Source organism: Enhydrobacter aerosaccus, assembly GCF_900167455.1.
Lineage (GTDB): Bacteria > Pseudomonadota > Alphaproteobacteria > Reyranellales > Reyranellaceae > Reyranella > Reyranella aerosaccus.
Window position 1 is genome coordinate 234,537 of record NZ_FUWJ01000004.1, and the last position, 14,570, is coordinate 249,106.

Genomic DNA, 14,570 nt, shown 5'->3' on the forward strand with positions numbered 1-14,570 from the left:
GTTGTCGAACGATTGGCAGGAGATCATGTCCAGACACATCACCTCGGCGGCGTGCGCCGTATCGGTGTTATTCGCCGTTGCAATCACAGCGGATGCTGTCGCGCAAACAGGGAGCGCCCCGGTAACGGCCATTCCCTCCGCCACAGTTACCGGTCCGGAGTTTCGGGATCCCAAGACTGGTCAGGTCTGGACGCCGGAGAATGTCGGCAAGGATGACAAACCCCTCTCGCCACAAGATCGCGCCTTCAATCCCTCGGGCCAGACTGTCAATCCCGGCCAGACCGTCGATGAACTGCCCCAGATCCGACAGGTCGGCACGGTTCCCGTCACGGCCGGGGCGACTGTGCCACTGGTGACGCTGGACAATGTTTCTTTGAACGTTCAGCCGGGGGGACGGTGGCAGGCGGTTCTTTATCTGCAGAATAACTCCGCCAATGGCCTTTCACCCGTGATCGGCTGCGGTTTCACCAATGGCGGCAATCTCGTGCAGAACACGCGCATCAGCCTGCCCATCGTGGCGGCTGGCACGCGCGTTGGCATCGTCGTATCGGGACCGGGAAGCGAAGTCTTCGTCGATTCCGTGTCCTGCAACATCGTATCGCCGTAGGCTCGGACGATGTCTCGGCCCGCCCGTTCCTCCGGCGCCACGCCGGGGGAATACATGGATCGATCGCTCCATGCCGCGCTCGCCCGATGGACGCTCGGCTTGTCGCCTGCGGCAGTCGGCGCCGCCTATCTCGACTGGGCCGTCCATCTTGCGGCCTGTCCGGGGAAGAGGTTCGATCTGCTCGGCGAGGCAGCCAAGCAGATGGCGCGATTCGCCAACTACAGTTGGGCCGCCAGCCTGCAATCCCCGCCGCCAACCATCGTCGAGCCTCTGCCGCAGGACCGTCGTTTTGCCGGCGCCGGATGGCAGCACTGGCCGTTCAATATCCTCAGCCAGGGCTTCCTGCTTCAGGAACAATGGTGGCAGGCCGCGACCAGCAATGTGCGCGGAGTCTCGCGGCACCATGAGGCGATGGTGCAGTTCGGTGCGCGCCAGATCCTCGATACTCTTTCTCCATCGAACTTCCTGCCGACCAATCCCGAGCTCCTGGCGCGAACAGCTTCCGAAGGCGGTACGAATCTTCTCCATGGCCTTCAGCACATGGCGGAGGATTGGCAACGACAAGTCACGCATCAGCCGCCCGTCGGTGCCGATGAATTCAAGGTCGGCGTCAACCTGGCGACAAGCCCCGGCAAGGTCGTTCTGCGCAATCGCCTGATCGAACTGATCCAGTATGCGCCCAGGACGGAAAAGGTGCGGCCGGAGCCGATCCTGATCGTGCCCGCCTGGATCATGAAGTATTACATCCTGGACCTGTCGGAGACCGATTCGCTGGTGCGATATCTCACCGAGCAGGGTTTCACGGTGTTCATGATCTCCTGGAAGAATCCGGGGCCGGCCGAGCGTGACCTCGGCATGGAAGATTATCGAACGCTCGGGGTAATGGCGGCGCTCGACGCGATCAGCGCCATTGTGCCGTCGGTGAAGGTTCATGCCCTGGGCTATTGCCTGGGGGGCACGCTGCTGACCATCGCTGCCGCCACGATGGCCCGCGAGGGCGACCAGCGCCTCAAGTCCGTCACCTTGCTTGCGGCTCAGGTCGACTTTTCCGAAGCAGGCGAGCTAACCCTGTTCATCGACGAAAGCCAGGTCGCGTTCCTCGAGGACATGATGTGGGAACAGGGCGGCCTCGATGCTTCGCAGATGGCCGGTACCTTCCGCTTGCTGCGATCCAACGACCTCCTGTGGTCCTATATCCAGCGCAACTACCTTCTCGCCGAGCGTCCGCCCCTCAATGACCTGATGGCCTGGAACGCCGACGCGACGCGCATGCCCTACCGCATGCATTCGGAGTACCTGCGGCATCTGTTCCTCGACAACGATCTCGCCGAAGGACGCTATCTGACCGGCGGCAAGCCCGTGGCCATCAGCGATATCCGGGTGCCGATCTTCGCTGTCGGCACCGAATGGGATCACGTCGCGCCCTGGCGTTCGACCTACAAGATCCATCTGCTTGCCGACTGCGCGATCACCTACGTGTTGACCGTCGGCGGACATAACGCCGGCATCGTGTCAGCGATCGACCGGCCCAACCGATCCTATCGGATCGCCACTCGCGACGCCGGCGGCGCCTATCTCGACCCGGATCGCTGGCTGGACGAGGCGACACGACATGAGGGATCGTGGTGGCCCGCTCTGACGGCGTGGCTCGGCGCCCATTCCGGCGAGCCTGTCGCGCCGCCGGCCCTCGGGGCCGCGGAGGCGGGCTACCCGCCAATCGGCGACGCGCCTGGTACGTACGTTCTCGAGACTTGAAAGCGGCCGCCTGGCATGGAGGAGGCTCTTCATGAAGAAAGAGCACCAGATCAATTTCTGGTACGTGGTGGTGGCCCTGCTCGGCATCCTGATCGTGCAGGCCTACCTGGTACAGCTCCAGAAGGTGGAACATATTCCCTACAGCGAGTTCCGCTCGCTGCTGGAGAGCGGCAAGATTTCCGAGGTCGTGGTCGGCGACACGACCATCCGCGGCAAGCTCACGACCCCCAAGGACCAGCGCAGCGAGTTCGTCACCAACAAGATGTCGCCCGAACTGGCTGACTATCTCGCCAAGTACAACATCAAGTACAGCGCCGAGCCCGACGCGACCTGGCTCACCACGCTGCTCTCATGGGTCGTGCCGACCTTGTTGTTCGTCGGGATCTGGATGTTCGCGATCCGGCGGATGGCGGGCGGCGCGGACGGGATGGGAGGCGGCTTGCTGGCGATCGGCAAGAGCAAGGCGCGTGTCTATCTCGAGAAGCAGACGGGCGTGACGTTCGCTGACGTCGCGGGCGTCGACGAGGCCAAGGAAGAGCTGCAGGAGATCGTCGATTTCCTGAAGAACCCGGCCGAACACAGCCGCCTCGGCGCCCGCATGCCGAAGGGCATCCTGCTGGTCGGCCCTCCGGGGACCGGCAAGACATTGCTGGCACGTGCCGTCGCCGGCGAGGCCGGAGTGCCGTTCTTCACGATCGGCGGCTCTGAATTCGTCGAGATGTTCGTGGGCGTCGGGGCGGCCCGCGTGCGCGATCTGTTCGAGCAGGCCCGCCAGCATGCGCCTTGCATCATCTTCATCGACGAACTCGACGCTCTTGGCCGCGCGCGTGGCACCTTTGCGCTCGGCGGGCACGACGAGAAGGAGCAGACGCTGAACCAGCTCCTGGCCGAGCTGGACGGCTTCGATCCACGGGTTGGCATCGTTCTTCTGGCGGCGACCAACCGGCCCGAGACGCTCGACCCGGCTTTGTTGCGGGCCGGTCGCTTCGATCGCCAGGTGCTGGTGGATCGGCCCGACAAGAAGGGCCGAAGCGATATCCTCGCGATCTATCTGCGCAAGGTGAAGCTCGCCCGCGATATCGACGTCGAGCGGGTGGCGGCGCTCACGCCTGGATTCACCGGCGCGGACCTCGCGAATCTGGTCAATGAAGCGGCGCTGCTCGCCACCAGGCGCGGCGCCAAGTCGGTGGCGTTGGACGACTTCACTCAGGCGATCGAGCGGGTGATTGCCGGTCTCGAGAAGCGCAATCGCGTGCTGATCCCGCACGAGCGCGAAGTCATCGCCTTTCACGAGACGGGCCATGCCCTCGTGGCCATGGCGCTACCGGGCATGGACCCGGTGCAGAAGGTATCGATCATTCCCCGTGGCGTGGCAGCCCTCGGCTACACCATGCAGCGGCCGATCGAGGACCGCTTCCTGATGGATCGCATAGAGCTCGAGCGGAAGCTCGCCGTCCTTCTCGGCGGGCGGGCGGCAGAGACGCTGACCTTTGCCGCCGTCTCGACCGGTGCCGCGGACGACCTGCAGAAGGCAACCGATATCGCCCGCAGCATGGTGGCGCGCTTCGGAATGGTGGCCGAGCTGGGGCAGGTTTCGTACGAGGGTGAGTCGTCGCACTTCCTGACGCCCGTGCCCGGTATGATGCCGCCGCCACGCTGGTACAGTGAAGTAACTGCCGCCAAGATCGACGCTGCCATCAAGGAGATCGTCGAGGCGGCGTTCGCTCAGGCGCGCGCCATTCTCGTCGCCAATCGTGCCCTGCTCGACGAGATGGCGCATGCCCTTCTTGCCCAGGAGACATTGGCCGGTCCCGATCTCGAGGCCCTGGCCGCTCGCGTCAAGGTGGAGCGGGCTTCGGATCCGGGCGCGAGACCCGGCTAAGCTGCGCCGTCCTGGCGCAGCCAGCGGGCGATCCGTCGCCAGGCATCGTTCAGCACGGCGTGGCCCATAAAAAGGGCGAGATGACTGCAAGGCTCGGTCATCTCTTCCACGACCTCGGAAGAGACGAGGCGGGCTGCATTGAGGAGCTGCTGCGGTGCGACGAACTCGTCGTCTCGCGCGGCCAGCAGGAACAGCGGATGCCGCACGTCGGCGAGATCAATCTCGCGGCCGAGCGCCGGGAAATTCCCTTCGACCAGCCGGTTCTCCTTGAACAGCCAGAGCAGGAGCTGGTGATAGTAGACGCCGGGAAGATTTACCGTGCGGTCGTACCAGGCCGAGAATCTCTCCATCAGGGATTCCGCTTCGGCCTCGTCTCCCTGGAGCTGAAGGGCCTGCAGACCCTCGGTTCCGATCAGGGTTGGGCGCAGCACATCCAGCACGCGCCGCCCCAGCATGCGGCCGTCGCCCAAATTGGCGACCTCATCCAAGGCGCTGAGCGGCAAGGCGCGCGCGGTCGCCGAGAAGAGGGAGGAGCCGGCGTCGGTATCGATAGGGGCGCCGGCGAGCACAAGCTTTCGCACCTTGTTGGGAAAGCGCGCCGCATAGATCAGGGCCATCACGCCACCCTGGCAGAGGCCGACAAGATCGACTGGAGCACCGATCTCGTCGATGGCGACGTTGAGATCGGCCAGATAATTGTCGAGTGACAGCAGCCGCATATCCTTGGTGGCCGAGCGCCAGTCGGTCACCAAGAGGTGGTGGCATCCCCCATGAAGCAATGTCTCCACAAGGCTGTGGCCGGGTGCAAAATCAGCGACGTTCGCTTCATGCAGTGCAAAGGGGGCGCACACCAGCGTGGCCGTGCCGTCGCCGCCACTCGAGAAGTCGCGCAGTCGCATGGTCGGCAAATCCAGGCGCACGTGATTCGTCGTGCTCCAAGGCGCCTCGTCCGACGGTACCGACGAGGGGTAGGCGGCTGCAGTCATGATCCGCGCGAAGCCGCTCGCCTGTGCCGCGACCAACTCGCTTGCCGCGATCAGAGGCCAGAAGAACATCTGCGGCGAAAGACCGGCAGAAGGCACGGCGCCCGAAGGGCCGGATGAGAGCGTGGCCATGAACGAATGCTACGGGACCGCGGCGACACCACGCTTGATGCAGATCAATTGGTGAACCTAGTCCCAAAATGGTCACTGGTCGGACGGGAGCCCAGACCGGATGCTCCGCCCAGCTACTGCGATCGGCTCCCGTTCTCCAGCTCGCAGTGCAGCGCCGGCGATGCCCCTTTCCCCAAGGTCGCCGGCGCGTTTTATTTGGGGCCACTGCAACGCATCGCGGTTGCACACCGATTGTGACCGATTCGAGACCGTCACGCTTTCCGCTTTCACACCGAGTGGAATTTGCTCACCCTCACCTTGGCGAGTGGAGGAGCCGATGCCGGACGGTCTGTACCTCGATAAGGCTTCGGGGCAAACGGCCAGCACTGTACTGGAATGCTCGAGCGCCTATTCGTTGCCGCTTAGAAGTACCCACCGGATATGGCGATGGACATTGCGCCTTGCCCTGCCGGCGCTGGTCTGTGCCACGGGCGTGATCCTTTACTGGATCTGGTTCGATTCGGCTTATGGCCTGACGGGATGGCCGGCCATCGTGATGGGGCTTCCCCTGGTCTTCGAGGCGGCAGCCGTGACCCTGTGGACCGTAACCACGTGGTCGTCGAACGATGCGGTCTGACGAGCGGGACAGTCAGCGTCGATGCAACCGGATCGTGTTCCCGCAAAATCAAAGGGCCTAGCCGTTTCCGGCTAAGCCCTTGATTTGGTGGAGCCAGACGGGATCGAACCGTCGACCTCTACAATGCCATTGTAGCGCTCTCCCAGCTGAGCTATGGCCCCGAAATTCGTGCTGGCGGCCGCGAGGTATAATTCGCGACCGGCTTGCTTGCAACCGCGTAACCGTCAGCGGTCGCCTTCTCCCTTGTCGTCCTCGACGTCGACCTCGATGTCGTCGGCCTCGTCGGCGAGATCGTCGGTATCCTCCAACGCCTCGTCATCCGCCTCCAACGCCGCATCGTCGTCGCCGAGCGCGACATCCTCGATCTTCTTGTTCTTGGCTGCGGCGGCCTTCGCGGCAGCGGCAGCCGCGGCGGCGGCGGCCGTCGTTGCAGCCGCAGCGGCCCGGCCGCGCCGGACTTTCACGAAGTCCTCACGATCATGCTCCCGACCGCACTTCGGGCACTTGATCGGGCTCTTGTTGAGGTCATAGAAGCGCGCTGCACAATTCTGGCAGGTGCGCTTGATACCCCAGGACGCCTTGACCACTCTGGATCTCCCGGAAATTCCGCTGCGAAGGCCTTTCGACCGCGAGGGAGGGCGTATGTCACGCGTCTTTCACCCTGTCAAAACCAAATTCGGGCATGGTAGGAGGGCGCCGCGCCGTATTCTTGCCTTTCTCCCGGGAGCCAGTCCTGTCCGCATCCACCGCTCCGCTCAAACTGATCGCCCATCCCGTCGCCCGTCTGACGGGTAAGGTCCGCGCGCCCGGCGACAAATCCGTCTCCCACCGGGCCCTGATGTTCGGCGCACTGGCCATGGGGGAAACCGTCATCACAGGCCTGCTGCAAGGCGAGGATGTGCTGTGCACTGCTGCAGCGCTGCGGGCGCTGGGCGCCGACATCAGCCGCGAGCAGGATGTCTGGCGTGTCCGTGGCTTTGGCGTCGGCGGCGGCCGTGAACCCGATGACGTCCTCGATCTCGGCAATTCCGGAACCTCGGCACGGCTGCTATCGGGAATTCTGGCCAGCCACCCCTTCACCAGCTTCATGACCGGCGATGCCTCCCTGCGCCGCCGCCCGATGCAGCGGGTGATCGAGCCTCTGTCCCGCATGGGCGCGCGCTTCCAATCGCGAGAGGGCGGGCGGATGCCGCTGGCCATCGTCGGTACGGACGAAATGGTGCCGATCGAATACCGGCTGCCGGTCGCCTCGGCACAGGTGAAGAGCTGCATCCTCCTGGCCGGCCTCAACACGGCCGGCGAAACCACCGTGATCGAGCCCCAGGCCACGCGCGACCATACCGAGCGCATGCTGCGCCATTTCGGCGCCGAGGTGCGCGAGGCACCGGTCGAGGGCGGCCACGGCAAGCGCATCACGGTGGTGGGATGGCCGGAACTCAAGGCGCGCAAGATCGCGGTGCCGGGCGATCCGTCTTCTGCCGCCTTCGCCGTGGTGGCGGCCTGCATCCGGCCCGACAGCGACGTCCTGATCGAGAATGTCGGTATCAATCCCTTGCGCGCCGGCCTCTACACCACCCTGGTCGAAATGGGTGCCGATATCACATTCGAGAACCGGCGCGAGGTCGGTGGCGAGCCGGTGGCGGACCTGCATGTGAGAGGCGGCGGCTTGACGGGAGTCGAGGTACCGGCCGACCGGGCTCCCACCATGATCGACGAATATCCGATCCTGGCCGTGGCGGCCGCCTTCGCCGAGGGAACGACGCGGATGCTGGGCCTGGCCGAACTGCGGGCCAAGGAAAGTGATCGCCTGTCGAGCGTCGCCGCAGGTCTTGCCGCCAATGGCGTGCAGCACGAGGTCGGGGCGGAATCCCTGACCGTCCATGGCACCGGCGCGTCGCCGGCGGGGGGCGGCCTGGTGAAGACGCATCTGGACCATCGCATCGCCATGTCCTTTCTGGTCCTGGGGCTGGGCACGCGCGAGCCCGTGGCGGTCGACGACGGCTCGCCTATCGATACATCGTTCCCCGGCTTCATGACGCAGATGAACGGGCTGGGCGCCAAGATCGAGGCGGCGTGACTCAACGTCTGGTCATCGCCATCGACGGGCCTTCCGCGTCGGGAAAGGGGACGCTTGCCAAGCGGCTGGCGGCCCATTTCGGCCTGCCCCATCTCGATACGGGAATGCTCTATCGCGCCGTCGGCTGGATTGCCGCCCAGACCGGCGAGCCGCCGGCGAAGGTCGCGGCCCGGCTGACGCTGGCCGATCTCGCCGATCCGCATCTGCGCAGCGACGAAGCCGGGCAGGAAGGATCGAAAGTGGCCGTAATGCCCGAGGTACGAGCCAACCTCTTGAAATTCCAGAAGGAATTCTCATCTCAGGGCTCTGGCGCGGTGCTCGATGGACGCGATATCGGCACCGTGATCTGTCCCGATGCGCCGGTGAAGCTGTTCGTGACGGCGAGTCCCGAAGCACGCGCCGTGCGCCGGTACCAGGAGTTGCGCGGGCGAGGGGTGGACACTATAAAACCGCGCGTTCTTGCCGAGATGGCGGAGCGGGACCGTCGCGATAGCGAACGGGCAGCTGCCCCTTTGAGGGCCGCACCCGATGCCTGGCTTCTCGATACCAGCGAAATGGATGCCGATGCGGCCTTTGCCGCCGCTTTGGCTTTCATCGAGCGCAAGGGCTTTCGATCTTCCGGGCCATAAATCGCCGCCGGCAGATCGAAGACTAGGAGCGGCGATTGGCGGACGGAGCCTCATCCGGCCGTCGGAGTTTCAAAGGCAGTGGATCCGCCGGCTCAACCGGTTGGCCGACGGGCGGCAGCGTTTCGCCCGGGATCGAAGAAGGAAGAGGTATTGAATGGCTAAGGGCAGCGCCCTGCGTAAGCAACCCGCGAACGACGCCGCGAGTGCGGAGTTCGCAGCACTTCTCGACGAATCGCTCGGCGGTTCGGCAAGCTTCGAAGGCACGGTGGTCAAAGGGACCGTCGTGCGCATTGCAAACGATTTCGTTGTCGTCGATGTCGGCCTGAAGTCCGAAGGCCGCGTTCCCCTGCGCGAGTTCGCCGCTGGCGGCGCCGCGGAAGTGAAGGAAGGCGACGTTGTCGACATCTTCGTCGACCGCATGGAAAACAAGGACGGCGAGGCCGTTCTGTCGCGTGACAAGGCGCGGCGTGAGGAAGCCTGGACCCTGCTGGAGAAGGCGTTCAATGACCAGGAGCGGGTCATGGGAACGATCTTCGGCCGCGTGAAGGGCGGTTTCACGGTCGACCTGTCGGGCGCCGTGGCCTTCCTGCCGGGCAGCCAGGTCGACGTTCGCCCCGTCCGCGACGTCGGTCCGCTGATGGGCCAGGCCCAGCAGTTCGCCATCCTCAAGATGGACCGCCGGCGCGGCAACATCGTCGTGTCGCGTCGTGCCGTCATGGAGGAGACCCGCGCCGAGGACCGTACCCGCCTGATGGGTGCTCTCTCGGAGGGCCAGGTCCTGGACGGCGTGGTGAAGAACATCACCGACTACGGCGCCTTCGTGGATCTGGGCGGCGTCGACGGCCTGCTGCACGTCACCGACATCGCCTGGAAGCGCATCAACCATCCGTCGGAAGCCCTCACCATCGGCCAGCCGGTCAAGGTGCAGGTGATCCGCTTCAATCCCGAGACGCAGCGTATCTCGCTCGGCATGAAGCAGCTCATGAGCGATCCGTGGGACGGCGCCGGTGCCAAGTATCCGGTCGGTCTCAAGCTCAAGGGCCGCGTTACCAACATCACCGACTACGGCGCCTTCGTGGAGCTGGAGCCGGGCGTCGAAGGTCTGGTCCATGTCTCCGAGATGAGCTGGACCAAGAAGAACGTGCACCCGGGCAAGATCGTGTCGACCTCGCAGGAGGTCGAAGTGATGGTGCTGGACGTCGACATGTCCAAGCGCCGGATCTCGCTCGGCCTCAAGCAGTGCATGGCCAACCCGTGGGAGAGCTTCGCCGACAAGTATCCGGCCGGCACCGAGCTCGAGGGCGAGGTTCGCAACATCACCGAGTTCGGCCTGTTCGTGGGCCTGCCGGGCGATATCGACGGCATGGTGCATCTCAGCGACTTGTCCTGGGACAAGCCGGGCGACGAAGCCATCCGCGACTACAAGAAGGGTGACAACGTCAAGGTCAAGGTCCTCGACGTCGACATCGACAAGGAGCGCATCTCGCTCGGCATCAAGCAGCTGGCGAACGATCCGTTCGAGAAGGTCGGCGACGTCGCCAAGAAGGGCGACGTGGTCACCGTCATCGTGGCCGGCATCCAGGACAACGGCATCGACGTCACGATCCAGGACGGCATCCCGGGCTTCATCCGCAAGTCCGAGCTCAGCCGCGACCGCTCCGAGCAGCGCCCGGACCGGTATGCCATCGGCGACAAGCTCGACGCCAAGATCACCAACATCGACAAGGCCTCGCGGCGTGTCGTGCTGTCGGTCAAGGCGCGTGAGCTGGACGAGGAGAAGAAGGCGATGGCCGATTTCGGCTCGTCCGACTCGGGTGCCAGCCTTGGCGATATCCTGGGTGCCGCGCTCAGCCGCGCCCAGAAAAAGGAAGATACCGAGGGCAAGTAAGTCCTCGGCTGAGAGCCTGAAATCGAAGGCCGGTCCCGCAGGGACCGGCCTTTTTTCATGGCGGATAAGGGTGCCAGCCGCTTTCCTTTTTGATTCAAGGACTTACCTTGACCCTGCGGCGTTTTGCGCTATTATGACGCCGATGACCAAGTCGGAGCTGATCGCCCGCCTGGCGGCCCGGAATCCCCATCTCTATCAAAGGGATGTCGAAAGGATTGTGGCTACAGTCTTCGATGAGATCTCCAAGGCATTGGCCCATGGAGATCGGGTCGAGTTGCGCGGCTTTGGGGCCTTTTCGGTCAAGAAGCGCGATCCCCGGACCGGGCGCAATCCGCGGACGGGCGAGCAGGTCGCAGTTGCCTCCAAGCGCGTTCCCTACTTCAAGACCGGCAAGGATTTGCGGGACCGCCTGAACAAGGAGGCGGTCCGCGCTGCCGGACTCGCACCCGTCGAGGAGCCGTCCGCGGCATCGCCCGGCGCCGAGCCCGTCGCAGAGGACAAAAAGTAGCGCCCCTCGCTTAGGTGCGATGGGCTGTGCCATTGTGGCGCCGCATGAAGATCCTGTATCGCGCGCTGATCCTGCTGTTCCTGCTGCTGGCAGTGCTGATGGCCGTCAGCAATGCCGGAGTCGTGGCCCTGACTTTGTGGCCACTCCCGTTCACAGTCGCAGCACCGCTCTACTTGCTGATCATCTCGGTGTTGCTCGTGGGCGTGCTTGCGGGCCTGGCCTTTGGTTGGTGGGCCGGTCGGCACCACCGCCGGCGGGCGCGCGAACACGGCAAGGGCGTGGCGCGGCTGGAGCGGGAAGTTGCGCATCTGCGTGAGCAGCTTGCGGGGCTGCGTCCGCATGCATCGGCGAGCCATGAGGTCCGCACGCCGGGGCAGAAGGCAATCGATCGGCAAAGCGCACTCGTGGCCCCGGACCTGATGCCGTCGCGGCGCGGGCCGTCACCCTCATGAAGGTCCTGTCGGGTCCGGAGGTCGACCAGGCCCTCGACGATCTCGCGCTCGTCGACCGCCTGGAGACGCTTTTCCGGACCGGCTGCGAGATGCCGACCCGGCATCATCACACGATTGTCGGTCCGAATGGTCCGGGCTCGGCCGACGCGACCCTGCTGCTGATGCCGGCTTGGACACGTTCACGCGCGGATGGCGCGTCGGGCCGCATTGGCATGAAGCTGGTGACGGTCTTTCCCGATAACGGCAAACGGTCGCTGCCGTCCATTTACGGCGAGTATCTGTTGCTCGATGGCGCCACCGGCGCTCCGCTGGCCATGTTGGACGGTACCGTGCTGACCAAGCGGCGCACGGCCTGCGCCTCGGGGCTCGCCTCGCGCTACCTGTCTCGCCCCGATGCCTCGTCGCTTCTGATGATCGGCACCGGCGCGCTCGCGCCCCATCTCATTCGCGTGCATGCCAAGATCCGGCCGATTGCCGAGGTGGCCATTTGGGGGCGTGATCGCGCCAAGGCGGAAAGCCTCGCTGCCGAACTCGCGGTGTCGCTGCCGCGGGACCTGGGCCGACCGATCGACATCCGCGCGGAAGTGGGCGACCGGCGCGCTGCCGTGGCCCGTGCCGACATCGTTTCCTGTGCCACCCTGTCGAAAACCCCTTTGGTCGAGGGTGAATGGCTACGTGAAGGGCAACATGTCGATCTGGTGGGCGCCTTCACGCCGGATAGCCGTGAGAGTGACGACAGGGCCGTGCAACGTGCGCGTATCTATGTCGATACGCGCACCGGCGCTCTCAAGGAGGCCGGCGATCTCGTCATGCCGATTGCATCCGGGGTGATCCGCCCGGATGCGGTGCAGGCCGATCTGTTCCAGCTCGTGCGCGGCGAACAGACCGGCCGACTGCCGGGCGACAGGACCAGCATCACCCTCTTCAAGTCGGTCGGCGCCGCGCTCGAGGATCTGGCGGCGGCCGAACTGGCCTTCGGCACCGCCTAGTCAGTCCGGCTCGATCAGCGCGCCGGCCGCTTTCAAAGCGTCGATCTCGGTAGCGTCGACGCCAGCCTCGGCGAGCACGCTGCGCGAATCGGCACCCATCAATGGCGCCATGGTTCGGATGGTGGGAGGCGTCCGGCTCATGCGCATCGGCGGCTCGACCATCATGATCTCGCCCTCGCTCGGGTGGGGGTATTTCCTGAAGAGCTGGCGCCAGACGAGGTGCGGGTCCTCGAACAGGTCTGCGGGTTTCGACACCGGCGCGTTGGGTATTTGAGCCTTGTCGAGCAGGCTTACCCATTCGGCCGTGGTCCTGGTCGGGGCAAGGGCGTCGACCATGGCATACATCTCGTTGATATGCATGGAGCGCGCGTTGAGTGTGGAATACCTCGGGTCCTTCAAGACCTCGGGGCGTCCGACCAACTCGAAGAAATTGCGCCAATGCTTGTCATTGTAGGGCAGGATCGCCATCCAGCCGTCCAGCGTGCGGTAGGGTTTCCGGGTGCGGGCCAGCAGGCGCGTGTAACCGACATCGCCTTCGTCGCTGACGGTCCGGTCCCATAGATGCTCGACCATCAGCCAGGCGGCCATGGTCTCGAACATGGGCACCTCGACGAACTGGCCCTCGCCAGTGCGCTGCTTGTGCATCAGGGCTGAAAGGGTGGAGAAGGCGAAAGTCAGCCCTACCGTCTTGTCGGCGAGGATGGTCGGCGGATAGCGCGGAACGTCGTCGCCCGCCGCACGCCCCATCAGATCGGCGATGCCGAAGCGGGCCTGGATGGCGTCATCGTAGGCTGGAAGCTTTCCATAGGGACCGTCGGCTGAATAGCCATACGCTCCGACATAGACGATGTCCGGCTTGATCTTGCGGATGTCGTCGTAGCCCAGTCCCAAACCCTCGATCGCCTGTGGCCTGAGCGCATGCACAAATGCATCGGCCGTCTTAACGACTTCCAGCAAAGCCTTTCGTGCCCGAGGATTCTTGAGATCCAGGCAAAGCGATCGCTTGTTGCGGTTCACGTACAGATAGGTCGGCCCCATGCCGGCTGTCCGGGCCGGCTTGCCGATGTGCCGCACGGCATCGCCTTCCGGTGCCTCGACCTTGATGACATCGGCGCCCTGGTCCGCCAGCAGCATGGTGCCATAAGGGCCGAGGATGATGTTGGTGAGATCGACGATGCGAATACCACTCAGGGCACCGGCCATGATGCTGTCTTCCTCGTGACTGTCCAAAACGGCGGCAACACTGCCACTGCGTACGGCAGGCGTCATTGGTTCTGACTGATGACATTCGCTGGTCGAGCCGACGCATATCCATGACAGGCTTTTCCGCGGGAGCGCGTCGCGTTGGCAGACCCGCACTGCATCGGTTGCGACTTGGCACGCATCTCGCGCACGGCTGATTGGCGGATTCATCGTCGATGTCACATGTTGTCGATGTCAGCGGGCAATGTGACCGTTGTGCGCGGCGCGCAGTCGGTGTAGCGAAGAAAGGGGCGGAGAGGCGGGGGCGATGCGCAACGTCGCAAAGAAGCAGCAAGAACCAAAGGCGGCGGCAGGTCCGTCGCGGCCATACCGCATCGAAGAGCAAATCGGCTATCTGTTGCGTCGCGCCCATCAGCGCGCGAGTGCGATCTTCCAGATCAGCATCGGTGATCCCAACATCACCCCGACGCAGTATTCGAGCATGGTGAAGCTCAACGAGTACCGGGAGTTGTCACAGAATTTGCTCGGCCGTCTTGTCGGCATGGACAAGGCCACGATGCAGGGCGTGGTGCGTCGATTGAAGGAGCGCGGCCTGGTCGACTCGCGTCCTGATCCCGGCGATGCGCGACGTACCTTGCTCAGCCTGACGACCGAGGGGCAGCGCATCGTCAACAAGCTGCTGGTCAATGGCCCGGCGGTCACCCGCGAGACGCTGAAGCCGTTGAATGGCGCTGAACAGCGGCAGCTGCTCGAACTCCTGTCCCGGATCATCTGAAGCGCGCTGCCGGCGTGAGCCCGAGGCGCGTCATCGCGCTGTAGATAACAGTCGTCGTTGACTCGTCACAATCC

14 protein-coding genes and 1 tRNA gene are annotated in these 14,570 nt (G+C 64.5%); 11 read left to right on the forward strand and 4 right to left on the reverse strand.

All coding sequences use genetic code 11. The annotated features are described in order from the left end of the window. Position 1: 1 nt before the first annotated feature. Genes B5D62_RS18370 through ftsH form a run of 3 tightly spaced genes read left to right on the forward strand, consistent with a single transcriptional unit; the run spans position 2 to position 4,244 of the window. The gene (locus tag B5D62_RS18370) at positions 2–607 is read left to right on the forward strand and encodes a hypothetical protein (protein ID WP_085935370.1); all 606 of its coding nucleotides are present in this window, start codon (positions 2–4) and stop codon (positions 605–607) included. A gap of 54 nt (positions 608–661) precedes the next feature. Next, positions 662–2,362 carry a PHA/PHB synthase family protein gene (locus B5D62_RS18375; protein WP_231714855.1) on the forward strand — a complete coding sequence of 567 codons (1,701 nt, stop codon included), beginning with the start codon at positions 662–664 and terminating at the stop codon, positions 2,360–2,362. A gap of 31 nt (positions 2,363–2,393) precedes the next feature. Beyond that, a complete protein-coding gene (gene ftsH, locus B5D62_RS18380; protein WP_085935372.1) occupies positions 2,394–4,244 on the forward strand; it encodes an ATP-dependent zinc metalloprotease FtsH in 1,851 nt (616 codons plus the stop codon). Here the strand turns inward: ftsH and B5D62_RS18385 are convergent. Beyond that, positions 4,241–5,359, reverse strand: a complete 1,119-nt coding sequence (locus B5D62_RS18385; protein WP_139373953.1) for an alpha/beta fold hydrolase — start codon at positions 5,357–5,359, stop codon at positions 4,241–4,243. The two genes, ftsH and B5D62_RS18385, sit on opposite strands and share 4 nt — an antisense overlap. A 316-nt stretch (positions 5,360–5,675) precedes the next feature. Between B5D62_RS18385 and B5D62_RS32950 the strand changes: the two genes are divergently transcribed. Next, entirely contained in the window at positions 5,676–5,975 is a 300-nt protein-coding gene (locus B5D62_RS32950) for a hypothetical protein (protein ID WP_139373954.1), read from the forward strand. 85 nt (positions 5,976–6,060) lie between these two features. Here B5D62_RS32950 and B5D62_RS18395 read toward each other — a convergent pair. After that, a tRNA-Ala gene (locus B5D62_RS18395) sits at positions 6,061–6,136 on the reverse strand. A gap of 63 nt (positions 6,137–6,199) precedes the next feature. Further along, complete coding sequence (locus tag B5D62_RS18400) at positions 6,200–6,562, reverse strand: TIGR02300 family protein (protein ID WP_170921009.1); 363 nt, start codon at positions 6,560–6,562, stop codon at positions 6,200–6,202. Between the two features lie 146 nt (positions 6,563–6,708). Here B5D62_RS18400 and aroA point away from each other — a divergent pair, with 146 nt between their 5' ends. The 6 genes from aroA to lhpI all read left to right on the forward strand — a co-directional run bounded on the left by aroA (position 6,709) and on the right by lhpI (position 12,518). Next, positions 6,709–8,052 (forward strand): 3-phosphoshikimate 1-carboxyvinyltransferase, encoded by a 1,344-nt coding sequence (gene aroA, locus B5D62_RS18405; RefSeq protein WP_419188793.1) that lies wholly within the window; start codon positions 6,709–6,711, stop codon positions 8,050–8,052. 8 nt (positions 8,053–8,060) lie between these two features. Continuing rightward, complete coding sequence (locus tag B5D62_RS18410) at positions 8,061–8,681, forward strand: (d)CMP kinase (RefSeq protein WP_085935458.1); 621 nt, start codon at positions 8,061–8,063, stop codon at positions 8,679–8,681. 154 nt (positions 8,682–8,835) lie between these two features. Further along, entirely contained in the window at positions 8,836–10,569 is a 1,734-nt protein-coding gene (gene rpsA / locus B5D62_RS18415) for a 30S ribosomal protein S1 (RefSeq protein ID WP_085935376.1), read from the forward strand. A 142-nt stretch (positions 10,570–10,711) separates the two neighbouring features. Continuing rightward, on the forward strand, positions 10,712–11,077 hold the full coding sequence (gene ihfB / locus B5D62_RS18420; protein WP_085935459.1) for an integration host factor subunit beta: 366 nt from the start codon (positions 10,712–10,714) through the stop codon (positions 11,075–11,077). Between the two features lie 44 nt (positions 11,078–11,121). Further along, positions 11,122–11,529, forward strand: coding sequence for a LapA family protein (locus B5D62_RS18425; protein WP_085935377.1), 408 nt, complete (start codon positions 11,122–11,124; stop codon positions 11,527–11,529). Then, positions 11,526–12,518: a bifunctional Delta(1)-pyrroline-2-carboxylate/Delta(1)-piperideine-2-carboxylate reductase gene (gene lhpI / locus B5D62_RS18430; RefSeq protein ID WP_085935378.1), complete on the forward strand. Its 993-nt coding sequence runs from the start codon at positions 11,526–11,528 to the stop codon at positions 12,516–12,518. The genes B5D62_RS18425 and lhpI overlap by 4 nt, the downstream gene beginning before the upstream one ends. On the opposite strand, the gene B5D62_RS18435 is transcribed toward lhpI, so the two are convergent. After that, a complete protein-coding gene (locus B5D62_RS18435; protein ID WP_085935379.1) occupies positions 12,519–13,721 on the reverse strand; it encodes a CaiB/BaiF CoA transferase family protein in 1,203 nt (400 codons plus the stop codon). A gap of 307 nt (positions 13,722–14,028) precedes the next feature. Between B5D62_RS18435 and B5D62_RS18440 the strand changes: the two genes are divergently transcribed. Then, on the forward strand, positions 14,029–14,496 hold the full coding sequence (locus B5D62_RS18440) for a MarR family winged helix-turn-helix transcriptional regulator (RefSeq protein WP_085935380.1): 468 nt from the start codon (positions 14,029–14,031) through the stop codon (positions 14,494–14,496). The last annotated feature ends 74 nt before the right edge of the window (positions 14,497–14,570 follow it).

Coding starts and splice junctions, on each gene's coding strand:
- ftsH (WP_085935372.1), top strand. CDS start 2,394: ATGAAGAAAGAGCACCAGATCAATTTCTGGTACGTGGTGGTGGCCCTG.
- B5D62_RS32950 (WP_139373954.1), top strand. CDS start 5,676: ATGCCGGACGGTCTGTACCTCGATAAGGCTTCGGGGCAAACGGCCAGC.
- B5D62_RS18385 (WP_139373953.1), bottom strand. CDS start 5,359: ATGGCCACGCTCTCATCCGGCCCTTCGGGCGCCGTGCCTTCTGCCGGT.
- lhpI (WP_085935378.1), top strand. CDS start 11,526: ATGAAGGTCCTGTCGGGTCCGGAGGTCGACCAGGCCCTCGACGATCTC.
- B5D62_RS18440 (WP_085935380.1), top strand. CDS start 14,029: ATGCGCAACGTCGCAAAGAAGCAGCAAGAACCAAAGGCGGCGGCAGGT.
- rpsA (WP_085935376.1), top strand. CDS start 8,836: ATGGCTAAGGGCAGCGCCCTGCGTAAGCAACCCGCGAACGACGCCGCG.
- B5D62_RS18375 (WP_231714855.1), top strand. CDS start 662: ATGGATCGATCGCTCCATGCCGCGCTCGCCCGATGGACGCTCGGCTTG.
- B5D62_RS18425 (WP_085935377.1), top strand. CDS start 11,122: ATGAAGATCCTGTATCGCGCGCTGATCCTGCTGTTCCTGCTGCTGGCA.
- ihfB (WP_085935459.1), top strand. CDS start 10,712: ATGACCAAGTCGGAGCTGATCGCCCGCCTGGCGGCCCGGAATCCCCAT.
- B5D62_RS18435 (WP_085935379.1), bottom strand. CDS start 13,721: ATGGCCGGTGCCCTGAGTGGTATTCGCATCGTCGATCTCACCAACATC.